We start from the raw sequence: 14,102 nt of genomic DNA, 5'->3' as shown, positions 1-14,102 counted from the left end.
TGGCGGCGGCAATGGCACCGGCGGCAACCACGCCCAGCCCGGCCGCGGGAGCGACCCGGCGGCGACGCTGGTCATTGGTTAGGCCGTAGTGAGATTTGGTGCTCATAGCTAAACTCCGCTCGTTTGTTGTTGCGATGGACCGTCCACACACCGCGCTAAGGTAACTCTCAGGTTGCTCTTATGCATAACAACGGCATAAATTCCTACGGATAGATGAAAATGAGATCTGACCGTTACCGAACTGTGATGTTCGATCACCGAACGGCGCACTGCCCCGGGCCGCACGCCCCACCGGCTCCTGACGGATCAACATTTCTTGCAATGGATGTCGCGCTGCGCGGAGCCGGCCCGCACGAAGATAGCGTCGGTGAAAAATAACTCGGTCTACCGCGGCCCGGCCTTTACAGCATGAAAGCTGTTGGCGCACAGCGTTAACCGGTCCGTAGTTCGCAAAGACGTGGGTTAAGCGATACGCGGATCCGGTACAGTACGCGCGTGCAGTCCGAATGCCGATTTTTTTGGGCAACTTCGATGAAGATGCGTCGCTTATTTCACGCCCGTCAATTGGCTGCGCAATAATCCCACTCGCAAGGTCACGCCCATTTGTTATCCCGACATTGGTCTCGGAGAGGGCTGACGAAGTCGTCGGGTCAAAACCAGCAGAAGCTCCCGTCGCAACGGATCTTGCTGGCACCGCCCGCGCGATTCACGTGTCGCCCTGCGAAAAGGCAAGTGTCTCAACAGGAATGCGAGCAATTCGATGAAAGTGACAGCGATTCAGGCGATGTCGATAGCGACACCCTGCACGTGCAGGGCGCGCAGGTCCTCGGCGACGGACAGACGTTGGCCTCCGGTACCTTCGGCTGCACCGCCGAGCCCTCGGCGATGAGATGCACCGACTCCAGCCGCGGCCACTTCTTCGACATGTCGCCCGCTTCCTACCAAGTAGGGTGACGGGCTGTACTAGAAGAAATTCGGATGCGCCGGCGATGCGACTGGCCTAACTTGGCCGAATGTCAGCCAGCCGCGTCCTCATCTCGTCCGGATCCGACTTCGAGTCGACCGTCGGCTATTCCCGCGCGGTCCGGATCGGCCCACACATCGCCGTCGCCGGGACAACCGGCCCGGGACCGGCCGATGACATCGGCGCCCAGACCCGAGAAGCCTTGCGCCGCATCGAGGTCGCTCTCAATCAGGCCGGGGCGACGCTGTCCGACGTCGTCCGCACTCGCATCTATGTGACCGACATTTCCCGCTGGCGTGAGGTCGCGGCAGTGCATTCCGAGGTCTTCGGTGAGATCCGCCCCGCGGCCACCATGATCGAGGTGGCTGCGCTCATAGCGCCGGAGCTGTTGGTCGAGATCGAAGTCGACGCCTACTCGGTAGCCGATTCGGCGGCCGGCGCGAAGACGCCGCCCGCGCCCGGCAGGTAGCTGGTGACGTTGATCACAGCACCAACGGGCAGGGCTCCATACAAATGTGGGAACAGCATCGACTCGGGATCCGTTGGCACTCCCGGTTCCCAATGGATGGGTGCGTCCAGACGGTCGGTTTCGATATGCAGCAACACCAGGTCGTCGCGACCGCGGAAAAGGCGGTTGGCGGGCAGGTGGACCTGCTGCGGCGTCGACAGATGGATGAATCCGACGCTGGCTAGCGACTCGGGCCGTAGCTCGCCCCGGGCCTTAGCGGACAACCACTCGTCGGAGGGGCACAGGTGCACCAGCACGGCCGGGCGTTGGGTCACACCGCCATCCTGCCGGAGCAGCAAAAGCTCAGGCGTGAGAAACGACACAGCGGGTAAACGGTCGGTGAAGACGGCCAAACGCGTTGACATCTGAGACAGTGGATTAAGGCCAGAAGGAGTAGCCATGAACGCGACTTTGACCAGTCCAGAACTAACCAGGGCTGATCGGTGCGATCGGTGCGGCGCTGCCGCCCGCGTTCGTGCCACGTTGCCCTCCGGCGCAGAGCTTCTCTTTTGCCAACACCACGCCAACGAGCACGAGGCGAAACTGATCGAGGCGTCCGCCGTGCTAGAAGCCAGCGCGGCCCCGCTGGGGTCTTAAGCCACGACTCGCGACCTGCAATCCTGGCGGCAGGACCATTAGTCGGGAATCCTGTACGGGTCATGAGCGACCAAGCAGTAAAGGCAGTAAAGCCTTCGCGTCATCACATCTGGCGCGTCACCCGCCGAGCCCTCACCAAGAGTTGGGACGACTCAATCTTCTCGGAGTCGGCGCAGGCCGCGTTCTGGTCAGCGCTGTCCCTGCCGCCGTTGTTGTTGGGCATGCTGGGCAGCCTCGCGTACGTGGCGCCGCTCTTCGGACCGGACACCATGCCGGGGATCGAGCAGCGCCTGGTGTCGATGTCGGACAAAATTTTCTCGCCGAGCGTGGTGCACGGCATCATCGAACCGACGATTGCCGACATCGACCGTGGTGCCCGCGGCGAAGTGGTCTCCCTGGGCTTTTTGATCTCGCTGTGGGCCGGGTCGTCGGCAATCTCGGCGTTCGTCGATTCGGTCGTCGAGGCCCACGACCAGACCCCGCTGCGCCATCCCGTGCGCCAACGGCTCTTCGCGCTGCTCTTGTACGTGGTGATGCTGCTGTTTCTGATCGTCACTGCCCCGCTGATGGTGCGCGGCCCGCGCAAGCTCGCCGAACTCATCCCCGACGGCCTGCAGGACGTCTTGGCCTACGGCTACTACCCGGCGTTGCTCACCGGCCTGATCATCACCGTGGTGATCCTGTACCGCGTGGCCTTGCCCGAACCGCTGCCGTCGCACCGGCTGATCTTCGGTGCGGCACTGGCCAGCGTGGCCTTCGTGATCGCGACGCTGGGGCTGCGCATCTATCTCTGGTGGATCACCGGCACCGGCTACACCTACGGTGCACTGGCCACACCGATCGCGTTCCTGCTGTTCGCCTTCTTCGCTGGCTTCGCGATCATGTTGGGCGCAGAATTCAACGCCGCCATCCAGGAGGAGTGGCCGGCCCCCCGCACCCATGCCCACCGGCTGCGGCGATGGGTGGTATCACGCGCCACTTCTGACGACACCGACGACGCGGCGGACGCAGCACCTCACGTCGACGCCGATCGGGTCAGCCCGTCTTGAGCTTCTCGTAGATCCGCTTGCAGTCCGGGCATACCGGTGAGCCTGGCTTGGCGGCCTTCGTGACCGGAAACACCTCACCGCACAGCGCCACGACGTGAGTGCCCATCACGGCGCTTTCAGTGATCTTGTCCTTCTTGACGTAGTGGAAGTACTTGGGGTTATCGCTGTCGGTCCCGTCGTCGACGCGTTCGTCGGTGTCGGTGCGCTCGATCGTCTGGGTTCGCATGGTCATATTGTGCCGCAATCGGCTTCGACGAGGTTGCCGAAGTGTGGAACAGTAGAGAAATGAAGCGCGGCACTGAGCTGGGTTTCGACGACGAGGGCCGACCGGTACTCATCACGGCCGCGGCGCCGGCATACGAGGTACAGCACCGCCAGCGAGTGCGGAAATACTTGACGCTGATGAGCTTCCGGATTCCGGCGCTGATCTTGGCCGCGGTCGCATACGGCATGTGGCACAACGGTTTGATCTCACTTCTGATCATCGTCGCGTCGATCCCGCTGCCCTGGATGGCAGTACTGATCGCCAACGACCGACCGCCACGTCGCGCCGACGAACCCCGACGCTTCGACGGGGTGACGCGGCGCACTCCGCTGTTCCCCACCGCCGAACGCCCCGCGCTCGAGCAGCACACTCGCCCAGCGCCGCAACCGGAATCGCCACGGCCAGCAGCCGACGGTTCCGAATAACCTGCCAACGCAGCGGCTTCTTAGCACATTCTCAGACCGTGCGGACATCCGCGCACGTCAGCGGGTGTGAGATGGCCGCCCAGCGGGAACTCCACCACCAAGTTGGTCGTTGTACCTCATGACAGCTCACGCCTATCAGGAGGCCGCCATGGCAAATGCCACCACAAGCCGGGTTGACGGCGATCTGGACGCTCAGAGCCCAGCCGCGGACCTGGTGCGCGTGTATCTGAACGGGATCGGCAAGACGGCGTTGCTCAATGCTGCCGATGAGGTCGAACTCGCCAAGCGCATCGAGGCCGGGCTCTACGCGCAGCATCTGCTCAACACCCGCAAGCGTCTCGGCGAGAACCGCAAACGCGACCTGGCAGTGGTGGTTCGGGACGGCGAAGCAGCACGAAGCCACCTGCTGGAAGCCAACCTTCGGTTGGTCGTGTCGTTGGCCAAGCGCTACACCGGCCGCGGAATGCCACTGCTGGACCTCATCCAGGAGGGCAATCTGGGTTTGATCCGCGCGATGGAAAAGTTCGACTACGCAAAGGGATTCAAGTTTTCGACCTATGCGACTTGGTGGATCCGGCAGGCGATCACCAGGGGAATGGCCGACCAGAGCCGCACCATCCGGCTGCCGGTTCACCTGGTTGAGCAGGTGAACAAGCTGGCACGGATCAAGCGCGAGATGCACCAGAACCTCGGCCGTGAAGCCACGGACGAGGAACTCGCTGCCGAGTCGGGCATTCCGGTCGAGAAGATCAACGACCTGCTGGAGCACAGCCGCGACCCGGTGAGCCTCGACATGCCGGTCGGTTCCGAGGAAGAGGCGCCGCTGGGTGATTTCATCGAGGACGCCGAAGCGATGTCCGCCGAGAACGCGGTGATCGCCGAGTTGCTGCACACCGACATCCGCACGGTGCTGGCAACGCTCGACGAGCGTGAACATCAGGTCATCCGGTTGCGCTTCGGGCTCGACGATGGGCAGCCCCGCACGCTCGACCAGATCGGCAAGCTGTTCGGCCTGTCCCGTGAGCGCGTTCGCCAAATCGAGCGCGAGGTTATGTCCAAGCTCCGCAACGGTGAGCGGGCCGACCGACTGCGGTCTTACGCCAGCTGACGACCTAGACCAACATCGAAGCAGTATGCCCGCCGCGCCCGCGGCGGGCATACTGCTGTGCGGGAGTGTTAGCGGACCATTCACGCAGCTGGGCAAGTAGACTCAGCAGCAATGGAGGGTGCGGAATGAACGACCTGGTTGATACCACCGAGATGTACCTGCGGACGATTTACGACCTCGAGGAAGAGGGCGTAACGCCGCTGCGTGCCCGTATCGCTGAACGACTTGACCAGAGCGGACCCACGGTCAGCCAGACCGTGTCGCGGATGGAACGCGACGGCCTGCTTCATGTGGCCGGCGACCGCCACCTCGAACTCACCGACAAGGGCCGCTCGCTGGCCATCTCGGTGATGCGTAAGCACCGGCTCGCCGAGCGGCTGCTGGTCGATGTCATCGGCCTGCCGTGGGAAGAGGTGCACGCCGAGGCTTGCCGGTGGGAGCACGTGATGAGCGAAGACGTCGAGCGCCGCCTTGTGCAAGTCCTCAACAACCCGACGACCTCGCCATTCGGCAACCCGATTCCGGGGCTGCTGGATTTGGGAGTTGGGCCGGGATTTGGCGACGAAGAGCCGAACTTGGTGCGGCTCACGGAACTGCCGGCCGGATCGCCGGTCGCGGTCGTGGTGCGTCAGCTCTCCGAACACGTGCAAGGCGACATCGACCTGATCGCCCGGCTCAAGGACGCGGGCGTGGTTCCCAACGCGCGGGTGACCGTCGAGACCAACCCGGCCGGCGGCGTGACCATCGTGATACCGGGCCACGAGAACGTCAGCCTGCCGCATGAGATGGCGCACGCCGTCAAGGTCGAAAAGGTTTAACGCCCGGCGACGATGCAGAGCGCGGAGCACCCCAGCCGCGCAGCGGCGAGGGGGCGGAGCGCGATGAGGAGAAGCCGGGCCATTTACACCGCTCGTCGGCCGAATGTTCGTCGAGGCGGCAACCGCAGCCCGAGCCGCTCGGCCAGCCGGTACCCGCTGAGAGCCAATTCGCGAATCTGCTCGGGCCGCAGACCCGACTGCAACGCCGTGTCGAGCATGCCCGCCATCCGATGGTCGGCTTGGCAGCGCAGCGCGGCCTCCAGCGACACCCCCGGCCAGCGGGCCGTCGCCACGCGCATAGGCACTGAACGCCACCAACACCAGCGCCTCTACCCGCCACGGCGTGGGCAGGCTGCGCGATAGCAGCGCCCACAGCGACTCGGCCTCTCCTGCGCGGCGGCCGACCGCCAAGGCGTACATCGTGTCGCGGAACTCCACGTCGTCCAGCGCGCAGGCCAGCCTGGCCAGCTCCGCGTCGGAGAGCTGGTGTCCCTCGCCGACCCGGCCGGCCGCAGCGATCGCGTTCTCAACGTCACCGCGGACGCAGGCAGAAGGATCGGCAGCATGTGCGGCATGCCGTGACGCGGCGCGTTCGCCGATCAGCTCGGCCAGCGCAGCGGTCGATGCCCGCTCATCGACCGCGATGACCGACTGCAGGTCAGCGCGCCGCGCATAAAGCCGACGGCCGTCGAGCACGGCCGCCACCGCCACCGGCGAGGCGGACGGATCGTCGATCACACCGCCGGCACCGCAGCCGTCCACGCAGTGCCAGCGCCCCCCGGCGGCGACCCGGTCCACCACGTGTGCGGCCCACAGCGTGATGTCGCGCTGCGATAGCTCGTCGGTGAGCGTCGTACACAGATCGCGGTACTCCTCGTTGCACATTGGGCAGCCGGCGCCGTCGGCGTCGACTATGACCACGATCGCCGCCTCGGGGCTGGCGGCCGACGCTACCTCCGCGAGGTGCCCGATCTGGTCAGCGAGCGCGTCGGAGAGGTCGACCCGCATCACCGACCCGAGTTCGTTGTCGTCGATCGATATCAGCACCAGCGATTTCTCCGGCACGAAGCCCAGCACGGCCGGGAGCGCGGCGATCATCGCGGCGGGGCGATTCAGTTCAAAGTCAGGTCGCTGCTTGGTCATGGCGCCCACGCTGGTCTTCAGCCCCGTCAGCCCGTCCGCGGCACACACGGCGCCACCCGCGCGCTGTGCACAAAGGCACAGCTGGGGACAACCGTGAACTGGGCGGGCCGTGATGGGCTGCCACGGCACCGTGGAATACCTGGTTGACGCGGTGTTCAACTATCCGACGTTCTCCGAGGCGTACAAGGTGGCCGCCCTGGACGTGATGAACAAGGTGCGCGCACTCAACCAGTTCGATGGTTAGCAATCGTCATCGAACGCCGCGGGCGCCACGTCGCCCGGACCGCCGGCCTCGGCGCGCGCCATGAGATCGGCGATGTGCCGGTCGAACGGTGACGAGTAGGACAGGCTCTCTGCGCAGCCGCCCCCGTGCAGACCGCCGATCACCCCGCTGACGCTCGAGCCCCTGATCCAGGGCGCGCCGCTGGTGCCGTCGGCCAGGCCCGCGCACAGCAACTCGGGGTAGCCGCCGTCGCTGATACCCGTGCTGGCCTGACAACCAACGGGCATGCCGCCGACCCCGGCCGGATAGGCGACCACCTTCACCCGGGTGCCTTTCGCGGGTGCCGACCCCAGTGACAGCGCCGACCCGACCTGGGCCTCGACCGATCCCCCCTCGGGGCGGCTGACTCGGACGATCGCGTAGTCGGCGTGCGGATCTCTATTGGCGAGCCAACGGGGATCCAGATAGACCACATCCAGAGTCCAGACATCGCCCGGCCCGGCTTGGCGGGCGAAACCGGGAACAAAGGTTTCCGGGCCGCCAGCGCCCAGGCAGTGCGCGGCGGTCAGCACCAGATTGCCTTCCGCCGAGTGCAGTACGGAGCCGGTGCAGGCGTGCAGGTCGCCGCCCCCGAAGAAAATCGCGCCCACCCGCGGATCGGGATCGACCGGTGCCGCGAGGATCTGGCTCGGGGAGCCGACCACGGCGGGCTTGTGTTCGCTGATGACCGGCGCAGCAGGTGGCTGATGCCCGCATGCCGCCAATACCGCGGCGATCGAGCCCACTGCTGGTGCCAGAATGCGCATCGTTGTCGATCATGCCCGATCGGGCGCGCGCAGGTGACGCCGAAACGGGTACCCCTGCGGAATGCGACCGTAAGCGGCAGCGTTCGGTGAACACATGGGTGTGCCAACCGGCAGCGGGTCAGGTATCCGCGGCCAGCGGATTTGAGAGACACTATCTGACACGGTTGCGGGACACCGCGCCGCGCGAGGAGGCAAGCGATGGGCGATAACCAGCCCCCCGAAAGGGAGCATTACCAGCCCGAGCAGAACGGCATGTACGAGCTCGAGTTCCCGGCGCCGCAGCTGTCGGCGTCGGATGGTCGGGGCCCGGTGTTAGTGCACGCGCTGGAAGGCTTTTCCGACGCAGGCCACGCGATCCGGCTGGCCGCCGGCCACCTCAAGGACTCGCTGGACACCGAACTGGTCGCCTCGTTCGCGATCGACGAGCTGCTCGACTATCGGTCACGGCGGCCATTGATGACGTTCAAGACCGATCATTTCACCCAATACGACGACCCAGAGCTGAGCCTGTACGCCATGCATGACAGTGTCGGGACGCCGTTTTTGCTGCTGGCCGGCATGGAGCCGGATTTGAAGTGGGAACGGTTCATCACCGCGGTGCGGTTGTTAGCCGAGCGTCTTGGCGTGCGCCAGACCATCGGCCTGGGAACGATACCGATGGCCGTCCCCCATACGCGGCCGGTGACGATGACGGCGCACTCCAACAACCGCGAGTTGATCACCGACTTCACGCCGTGGATCGCCGAGGTTCAGGTTCCCGGCAGCGCGTCGAACTTGTTGGAATACCGGATGGCTCAGCACGGCCACGAAGTGGTCGGCTTCACCGTCCATGTCCCGCACTACTTGGCGCAGACGGACTATCCGGCCGCGGCACAGGCACTGCTGGAGCAAGTCGCCAAGACCGGATCGCTGCAGTTCCCGCTGAAGGCGCTGGAAGAGGCGGCGGTTGAAATTGCGGCCAAGGTCGACGAGCAGGTTGAGGCGAGCTCGGAAGTCGCTCAAGTGGTGGCTGCGCTGGAGCGACAGTACGATCACTTCATCGCCGCTCAGGAGGAACGGTCGCTGCTGGCGCGGGATGAAGATCTGCCTAGCGGCGACGAACTCGGCGCAGAGTTCGAGCGATTCCTCGCCCAGCAGGCAGAGAAGAAGTTTGACGACGACGACCCGACGTGAGCGCCCCTCCGCGTCACGACGATGCAGAGCGAAGCGATGAGGAGGAGTGGCGCTCGTGACCACTGGCCCGACAGCGAAGTTGGCGACATGACCCAGCGAAAGCCCAATTTGCGCTCGGTGCGGGAGGTCACCCCAACGCTTCAGTTCCGCACGGTCCATGGGTATCGCCGTGCGTTCCGAATCGCCGGCTCGGGTCCAGTGATCCTGCTAATTCACGGAATTGGTGACAACTCCACCACCTGGGAGGCGGTTCAAGCCAAGCTCGCGCAGCGGTTCACGGTGATCGCCGTCGACCTGCTGGGCCACGGGCAGTCGGACAAGCCCCGCGCCGACTACTCGGTAGCGGCTTATGCCAACGGGATGCGCGACCTGCTTTCCGTCCTCGACATCGAGCGGGTCACCGTCATCGGCCACTCGCTCGGTGGTGGAGTGGCGATGCAGTTTGCCTACCAGTTCCCGCAATTGGTGGAGCGGCTGGTCCTGGTCGGGGCCGGCGGCGTCACCAAGGACGTCAACCTGGTGTTGCGGCTGGCGTCGTTGCCGATGGGCGCCGAGGCGTTGGCGTTGCTTCGGCTGCCATTGGTGCTGCCGGCTTTGCAGATTGCCGGGCGCGCGGTCGGCATGGTGTTGGGATCAACCGCTGTGGGCCACGATCTGCCGGACGTGCTGCGTGTGCTGGCCGATCTGCCGGAGCCGATGGCCTCAGCGGCGTTCACCCGGACGTTGCGGGCGGTGGTCGACTGGCGCGGCCAGATGGTCACCATGCTGGATCGATGTTATTTGACTTCGTCCGTTCCGGTGCAAATCATTTGGGGCACAGACGATGTGGTAGTCCCGGTCAGTCATGCCCGGATGGCGCACGCCGCGATGCCAGGTTCCCAGTTGGAAATTTTCGAGCGCTCCGGCCACTTCCCGTTCCACGACGATCCGGACCGTTTCATCGAGGTCGTCGAGCGATTCATCGACAAAACCGAGCCGGCCGAATACGACCAGGCCGCGTTGCGCGAGCTGCTGCGCAGCGGCGGCGGGGCGCAAACCGTCTCCGGACCGGTCGACACCCGCGTCGCAGTGTTGAACGCTATGGGGTCCGACGAACGTAGCGCCACCTGATCGCGGCCCGCCGCGGCGACGTCTATGGTCGAGCTATGGGCTTCGATGTCACAGTGTTGCGGGTGTTCACCGACTCAGCGGGAAATTTTGGCAATGCCCTGGGCGTCGTCGACGCCAGCACCGTCGAGGCCTCGTGGCACCAGCGCATCGCCACTCAATTAGGTTACAGCGAAACAGTTTTCGTTGAATTGCCGAGCGCCGGTTCCACCACCGCGCAGGCTCGCATCTATACCCCGGCCACCGAGCTGCCGTTCGCCGGGCACCCGACCGTCGGAGCGTCATGGTGGTTGCGCGCCAGGGGTACGCCGATCCGCACGCTGCAGGTGCCGGCCGGCATCGTGCAGGTGAGCTACGACGACGACGTCACGACGATCAGCGCCCGCTCGGAATGGGCTCCGGAGTTCGCCATCCACGATGTCGGGTCGCTCGATGACCTGGCAGCCGCCGACCCTGCCGACTTCGCCGACGACGTCTCCCACTACTTGTGGGCATGGATCGATGAGTCCGCTGGATCGTTGCGCGCCCGCGTGTTCTGCGAGAACCTGGGCGTGCCGGAAGACGAAGCGACGGGATCAGCTGCCGTGCGAATCACCGACTACCTCAGCCGCGACTTGACCATCACCCAGGGCAAGGGATCGGCAATCCACACCACGTGGAGCCCGGAGGGTTGGGTCCGGGTTTCCGGGCGCGTCGTCGACGACGGTGTGACGCAGTTCGTCTAGAGCGCCAGCTGTGTTACCCGGATCAGCAGCTGGCCATCCAGCCCCGCGGCGCGGTGAACGCCGATCTCCGCGACTTCCGGGGATGTCACTATCGCAGCGAATGCGGCGGCTGAAGGGTATTCGACCAGCAGGCAGGTGTCCCACAAGTCGTCGACCTCGCCGATTACCAGCGATGCGATAGCACCGCCGAAAAGCACTCTCCCGCCGCCGTTTTCGATGACTTTCTTCATCGGCGCGCCGTAGAGGTCGTAGGCCTGGCGGCCGGTCAGGTCGCTGGGCCGCCCGTCGGGGTAGGCGGCTTTCGCCCGGAACTTCAGCAGGTTGAGCATCACAACGGGACCGTCGGAGGTATCCGCCATCAATTCTTCGACGCGGGATTGTGTTGGGTAGACCGCATTTTCGACGTCCACGCTATTGTCTCCTCATCGTCGAGTGGGGCTTAGCCGTTGCGGTGCAATACCGCGGACAGGTGGTGTTGCAGCGGTTGTCCGACCGCGCCCATCCGCAGCGAATACGACAGCTCGTCGCCGTCGACGCGGAAGCTGCGGCCCAGGGCGGTCACCTCTTTGGCGGTCGGTGTCAGGCCGATGTTTGCGGTCGTCATCTCGAGCTCGATCGTCGTGCCGTCGGCGGTGTAGGTGCCGACCTCGATTTCGGTGATGCCGCTTGGGTGCGCGAGTACCAGTTCGACGTGGCCGGTCCGCGGTACTCGAAGATATCCCGTCTCGGCATGCAGCGGCTTGCCGTCGACGGCGGATTTGGTTTTCTGCCCGTAGATCAAAAACGGTTTGCCCACATGGGAAAACGCGACTTCCTCGAGGTAATCGAACGGCTCGATGGTGGGGTATGTGCCGGAGCCGTGGCCCTGCCAAGTACCGAGCAACGGAGCGAGCGCCTGCAAGTCGGGATGCAGGTCAGGCAGCATGCCGCACAGCCTATCTGCTGGCCACTAGGCGGCGTGTACGTCCGGCGTGCGGACATGCTCGGGGCGGAAACCCCGGCCGACGACGATCGGCGGGATGAACTGTAGCGGGCCGCGGCCGACGAACTTCGGAATACGGATCGGTGATAGGTCGCCAGTCAAATACGGTTCCACCGCCCGGTTCTGGATGAGCACTTGCCCCGCCTGGATGATCCGGGTGGGTAGCTCGCGGCGGCGCTGCACCTTGGCGAGGTCGGCATCGGTCAACCGGCCTTCCCGCAGCGGGCCGCAAAGGATGTTGGCCGCCGCCACCGCATCGGCGACGGCGAGGTTGATGCCGACCCCACCGGCCGGCGACATGGCGTGCGCCGCGTCGCCGATGCAGAGCAAGCCGCTACGCCACCACGTCTTGAGCCGATCCACCCGCACGTCGAGTTGGCTGGTGTCGTCCCAGGAGTGCAAATCGCTGACGTGTTCACGCAATTTCGGCAGCGTTGAGGCCAGCCGCTTTTTGAAGTCCTCCAGTGAACCGTCGCGGGGGTTTTGACCCTTGGGCATCAGATGCGCGACCTGCCAATAGTCGCCGCGGTAGATCATGGCCATCAGCAAACCCCTGCGGAGAATCGCAAAGAGTTCTTCGGGATCGCCCGGGCGCCACTTGAGCCGAAACCACAAGACATCCATCGGCGAGCTCGCGCTGGCGATCTCCAATCCCGCCGCAGCGCGCACCGCCGACGCGCGACCGTCGGCGCCGACCACCAGCTCGGCGCGCACCTCCAGTTCCGGTGTGCGCACCCCGACGATTCGATCGCCCTCGATGACCACATCCTTGACTTCGGCGTTGCGGATCAGCGTGAATTCCGGGTAGGCACTTACCTTTTCGGTGAGAAAGTCGAGGAAATCCCACTGCGGCATCAATGCGATGTACGGCTGTTTGAAGCCCAGCCATTTCAGCGCGTTGAAGTTGCCAAAGGTGCGCAGTGAGCCTTCGGTGTCGAACGCGACGCGGGTGATCTTGGTGTGCGGTAAACGCAGGAGCTCGTCGATAAACCCAAGCTCGTCCATGATCCGCAGAGTGGTCGGATGCACGGTGTCACCGCGGAAATCGCGCAGGAAATCGTTGTGCTTTTCCAAGACGACGACCTGGATCCCGGCGCGGGCCAGCAGCAGCGCATGAACCAAGCCCGCGGGACCGCCACCGGCAACACAGACTTGGGTTTGCAGGACTTGAGTCACGAGCCGACCCTACCTGCGATCAACCGGGCGCCGACACCTCACGGTGGGCGCGCAACGCTTCAATCTCGCGCTCGAAATCGTCTGCGGACGAAAAGGACCGGTACACCGAAGCGAATCGCAGATAGGCCACCTCGTCGAGATCTCGCAGCGGCCCGAGGATCGCCAACCCGACTTCGTGGCTAGGGACTTCCGGTGACCCACTGGCTCGTACCGCGTCTTCGACCTGCTGTGCCAGCAGATTCAACGCGTCGTCGTCGACTTGGCGGCCTTGGCAGGCCCGACGCACACCGCTGATCACCTTCTCGCGGCTGAACGGCTCGGTGACACCGCTGCGCTTGACGACGGCGAGCACCGCGGTCTCGACCGTGGTGAATCGCCGGCCGCACTCCGGGCAGGACCTACGTCGTCGGATGGCCTGACCCTCATCGGTCTCCCGAGAGTCGACGACTCGCGAATCGGGATGGCGACAGAACGGACAGTGCATGACCGCTCCTTCGCCGCGCCGACAACGGGATGTCTGAAACCACCCCGAGCCTACCTGCGTGCTCCCCCACTGACCTAGCGTCAGCGGAGGTCGCGTCGGGCGGTGGTGGCCGGCACCGTAGTCGCCGAGCAGCATTGAGGCATGCGGCTTTCGGCCGTGCACGGCGGAGTCGTCAGCCCACCGGCGCGATCAGCGTCTGACCGGCCGTCACTGTCGCGGAGCCGAGATCGTTGAGTTCGCGGATCCGCGCGGCGACCTGACTGGTCGGCGCATCAGGCGCTACCCGGGCCGCCAAGTGATGCAGCGTCTCTCCTGGTTCGACTCGCACCACGGCGAGCCGGTCGGGCAGATGGCCGCCCGTCTGGGCGGAGCCGTCGTGCAGCATGCCACCGAAGTGGGCTACCAGTCCGAGCCAGACGGTGATCACCGCCGCCAGCAGGGCCAGAGCCACGGTGGTCGCCGGCGTAATCGGACGTGGGCGATGCGACGCCGTCGACATCAACACTCCTGTTCCGCGGTAACGCGGGGGCGCGGCGACCGGCCTCGACG

General features: G+C 65.1%; 18 protein-coding genes and 2 pseudogenes. 11 read left to right on the top strand and 9 right to left on the bottom strand.

The window, feature by feature from the left end:
• Window positions 1-732: 732 nt before the first annotated feature.
• Together WB785_RS04915 and WB785_RS04910 are read left to right on the top strand one after the other, a co-directional pair.
• A complete protein-coding gene (locus WB785_RS04915) occupies window positions 733-954 on the top strand; it encodes a hypothetical protein (RefSeq protein WP_424077571.1) in 222 nt (73 codons plus the stop codon).
• A 59-nt stretch (window positions 955-1,013) separates the two neighbouring features.
• A complete protein-coding gene (locus WB785_RS04910; RefSeq protein WP_424077569.1) occupies window positions 1,014-1,433 on the top strand; it encodes a RidA family protein in 420 nt (139 codons plus the stop codon).
• On the opposite strand, the gene WB785_RS04905 is transcribed toward WB785_RS04910, so the two are convergent.
• Window positions 1,376-1,747 carry a DUF952 domain-containing protein gene (locus WB785_RS04905; RefSeq protein WP_424077573.1) on the bottom strand — a complete coding sequence of 124 codons (372 nt, stop codon included), beginning with the start codon at window positions 1,745-1,747 and terminating at the stop codon, window positions 1,376-1,378. The two genes, WB785_RS04910 and WB785_RS04905, sit on opposite strands and share 58 nt — an antisense overlap.
• 124 nt (window positions 1,748-1,871) lie before the next feature.
• Here WB785_RS04905 and WB785_RS04900 point away from each other — a divergent pair, with 124 nt between their 5' ends.
• The gene (locus WB785_RS04900; protein ID WP_424077568.1) at window positions 1,872-2,069 is read left to right on the top strand and encodes a DUF7455 domain-containing protein; all 198 of its coding nucleotides are present in this window, start codon (window positions 1,872-1,874) and stop codon (window positions 2,067-2,069) included.
• Between the two features lie 62 nt (window positions 2,070-2,131).
• Window positions 2,132-3,118 (top strand): YihY/virulence factor BrkB family protein, encoded by a 987-nt coding sequence (locus WB785_RS04895; protein ID WP_424077567.1) that lies wholly within the window; start codon window positions 2,132-2,134, stop codon window positions 3,116-3,118.
• Here the strand turns inward: WB785_RS04895 and WB785_RS04890 are convergent.
• Window positions 3,105-3,344 (bottom strand): DUF3039 domain-containing protein, encoded by a 240-nt coding sequence (locus WB785_RS04890; RefSeq protein WP_424077565.1) that lies wholly within the window; start codon window positions 3,342-3,344, stop codon window positions 3,105-3,107. The genes WB785_RS04895 and WB785_RS04890 overlap by 14 nt on opposite strands.
• Window positions 3,345-3,385: 41 nt before the next feature.
• Here WB785_RS04890 and WB785_RS04885 point away from each other — a divergent pair, with 41 nt between their 5' ends.
• From WB785_RS04885 to WB785_RS04875, 3 genes are all read left to right on the top strand, one after another.
• Complete coding sequence (locus WB785_RS04885; protein WP_424077563.1) at window positions 3,386-3,808, top strand: DUF3099 domain-containing protein; 423 nt, start codon at window positions 3,386-3,388, stop codon at window positions 3,806-3,808.
• 148 nt (window positions 3,809-3,956) lie between these two features.
• Window positions 3,957-4,916, top strand: coding sequence for a sigma-70 family RNA polymerase sigma factor SigB (gene sigB, locus WB785_RS04880; RefSeq protein ID WP_424077562.1), 960 nt, complete (start codon window positions 3,957-3,959; stop codon window positions 4,914-4,916).
• Window positions 4,917-5,041: 125 nt separating this feature from the next.
• Window positions 5,042-5,734: a metal-dependent transcriptional regulator gene (locus WB785_RS04875; RefSeq protein WP_424077561.1), complete on the top strand. Its 693-nt coding sequence runs from the start codon at window positions 5,042-5,044 to the stop codon at window positions 5,732-5,734.
• A gap of 83 nt (window positions 5,735-5,817) precedes the next feature.
• Here the strand turns inward: WB785_RS04875 and WB785_RS04870 are convergent.
• Window positions 5,818-6,877 (bottom strand): annotated as a pseudogene (locus WB785_RS04870) (DUF4192 domain-containing protein).
• A gap of 100 nt (window positions 6,878-6,977) precedes the next feature.
• Between WB785_RS04870 and WB785_RS04865 the strand changes: the two are divergent.
• Window positions 6,978-7,121: pseudogene (locus tag WB785_RS04865) on the top strand (Si-specific NAD(P)(+) transhydrogenase); the annotation flags it as partial.
• Here the strand turns inward: WB785_RS04865 and WB785_RS04860 are convergent.
• A complete protein-coding gene (locus tag WB785_RS04860) occupies window positions 7,118-7,906 on the bottom strand; it encodes a trypsin-like serine peptidase (RefSeq protein WP_424077560.1) in 789 nt (262 codons plus the stop codon). The pseudogene WB785_RS04865 and the gene WB785_RS04860 sit on opposite strands and share 4 nt — an antisense overlap.
• Before the next feature lie 198 nt (window positions 7,907-8,104).
• On the opposite strand from WB785_RS04860, the gene WB785_RS04855 reads away from it, so the two are divergent.
• From WB785_RS04855 to WB785_RS04845, 3 genes are all read left to right on the top strand, one after another.
• On the top strand, window positions 8,105-9,079 hold the full coding sequence (locus WB785_RS04855; protein WP_424077559.1) for a proteasome assembly chaperone family protein: 975 nt from the start codon (window positions 8,105-8,107) through the stop codon (window positions 9,077-9,079).
• A gap of 87 nt (window positions 9,080-9,166) precedes the next feature.
• A complete protein-coding gene (locus tag WB785_RS04850; RefSeq protein ID WP_424077558.1) occupies window positions 9,167-10,189 on the top strand; it encodes an alpha/beta fold hydrolase in 1,023 nt (340 codons plus the stop codon).
• 35 nt (window positions 10,190-10,224) lie between these two features.
• Window positions 10,225-10,911 (top strand): PhzF family phenazine biosynthesis protein, encoded by a 687-nt coding sequence (locus WB785_RS04845; protein ID WP_424077557.1) that lies wholly within the window; start codon window positions 10,225-10,227, stop codon window positions 10,909-10,911.
• On the opposite strand, the gene WB785_RS04840 is transcribed toward WB785_RS04845, so the two are convergent.
• From WB785_RS04840 to WB785_RS04820, 5 genes are all read right to left on the bottom strand, one after another.
• Window positions 10,908-11,321: a DUF1330 domain-containing protein gene (locus WB785_RS04840; RefSeq protein WP_424077556.1), complete on the bottom strand. Its 414-nt coding sequence runs from the start codon at window positions 11,319-11,321 to the stop codon at window positions 10,908-10,910. The two genes, WB785_RS04845 and WB785_RS04840, sit on opposite strands and share 4 nt — an antisense overlap.
• A 29-nt stretch (window positions 11,322-11,350) precedes the next feature.
• A complete protein-coding gene (locus WB785_RS04835; RefSeq protein WP_424077554.1) occupies window positions 11,351-11,836 on the bottom strand; it encodes a peroxynitrite isomerase in 486 nt (161 codons plus the stop codon).
• Window positions 11,837-11,860: 24 nt separating this feature from the next.
• Window positions 11,861-13,069 (bottom strand): FAD-dependent oxidoreductase, encoded by a 1,209-nt coding sequence (locus WB785_RS04830; protein WP_424077553.1) that lies wholly within the window; start codon window positions 13,067-13,069, stop codon window positions 11,861-11,863.
• A 19-nt stretch (window positions 13,070-13,088) separates the two neighbouring features.
• On the bottom strand, window positions 13,089-13,553 hold the full coding sequence (gene nrdR, locus WB785_RS04825; RefSeq protein WP_424077552.1) for a transcriptional regulator NrdR: 465 nt from the start codon (window positions 13,551-13,553) through the stop codon (window positions 13,089-13,091).
• 172 nt (window positions 13,554-13,725) lie between these two features.
• Window positions 13,726-14,102 (bottom strand): LysM peptidoglycan-binding domain-containing protein (locus tag WB785_RS04820; protein WP_424077551.1); only part of this gene is annotated, 377 nt, incomplete at its 5' end.

Origin of the sequence: Mycobacterium sp., from assembly GCF_049585075.1 — a bacterium.
GTDB lineage: Bacteria > Actinomycetota > Actinomycetes > Mycobacteriales > Mycobacteriaceae > Mycobacterium.
Note: the sequence above shows the minus strand (reverse complement) of the source record. Positions and strands in the feature narration are given on the sequence as shown.

Coding starts and splice junctions, on each gene's coding strand:
- WB785_RS04900 (WP_424077568.1), top strand. CDS start 1,872: ATGAACGCGACTTTGACCAGTCCAGAACTAACCAGGGCTGATCGGTGC.
- WB785_RS04910 (WP_424077569.1), top strand. CDS start 1,014: ATGTCAGCCAGCCGCGTCCTCATCTCGTCCGGATCCGACTTCGAGTCG.
- WB785_RS04855 (WP_424077559.1), top strand. CDS start 8,105: ATGGGCGATAACCAGCCCCCCGAAAGGGAGCATTACCAGCCCGAGCAG.
- nrdR (WP_424077552.1), bottom strand. CDS start 13,553: ATGCACTGTCCGTTCTGTCGCCATCCCGATTCGCGAGTCGTCGACTCT.
- sigB (WP_424077562.1), top strand. CDS start 3,957: ATGGCAAATGCCACCACAAGCCGGGTTGACGGCGATCTGGACGCTCAG.
- WB785_RS04890 (WP_424077565.1), bottom strand. CDS start 3,344: ATGCGAACCCAGACGATCGAGCGCACCGACACCGACGAACGCGTCGAC.
- WB785_RS04835 (WP_424077554.1), bottom strand. CDS start 11,836: ATGCTGCCTGACCTGCATCCCGACTTGCAGGCGCTCGCTCCGTTGCTC.
- WB785_RS04860 (WP_424077560.1), bottom strand. CDS start 7,906: ATGCGCATTCTGGCACCAGCAGTGGGCTCGATCGCCGCGGTATTGGCG.
- WB785_RS04875 (WP_424077561.1), top strand. CDS start 5,042: ATGAACGACCTGGTTGATACCACCGAGATGTACCTGCGGACGATTTAC.
- WB785_RS04895 (WP_424077567.1), top strand. CDS start 2,132: ATGAGCGACCAAGCAGTAAAGGCAGTAAAGCCTTCGCGTCATCACATC.
- WB785_RS04850 (WP_424077558.1), top strand. CDS start 9,167: ATGACCCAGCGAAAGCCCAATTTGCGCTCGGTGCGGGAGGTCACCCCA.
- WB785_RS04845 (WP_424077557.1), top strand. CDS start 10,225: ATGGGCTTCGATGTCACAGTGTTGCGGGTGTTCACCGACTCAGCGGGA.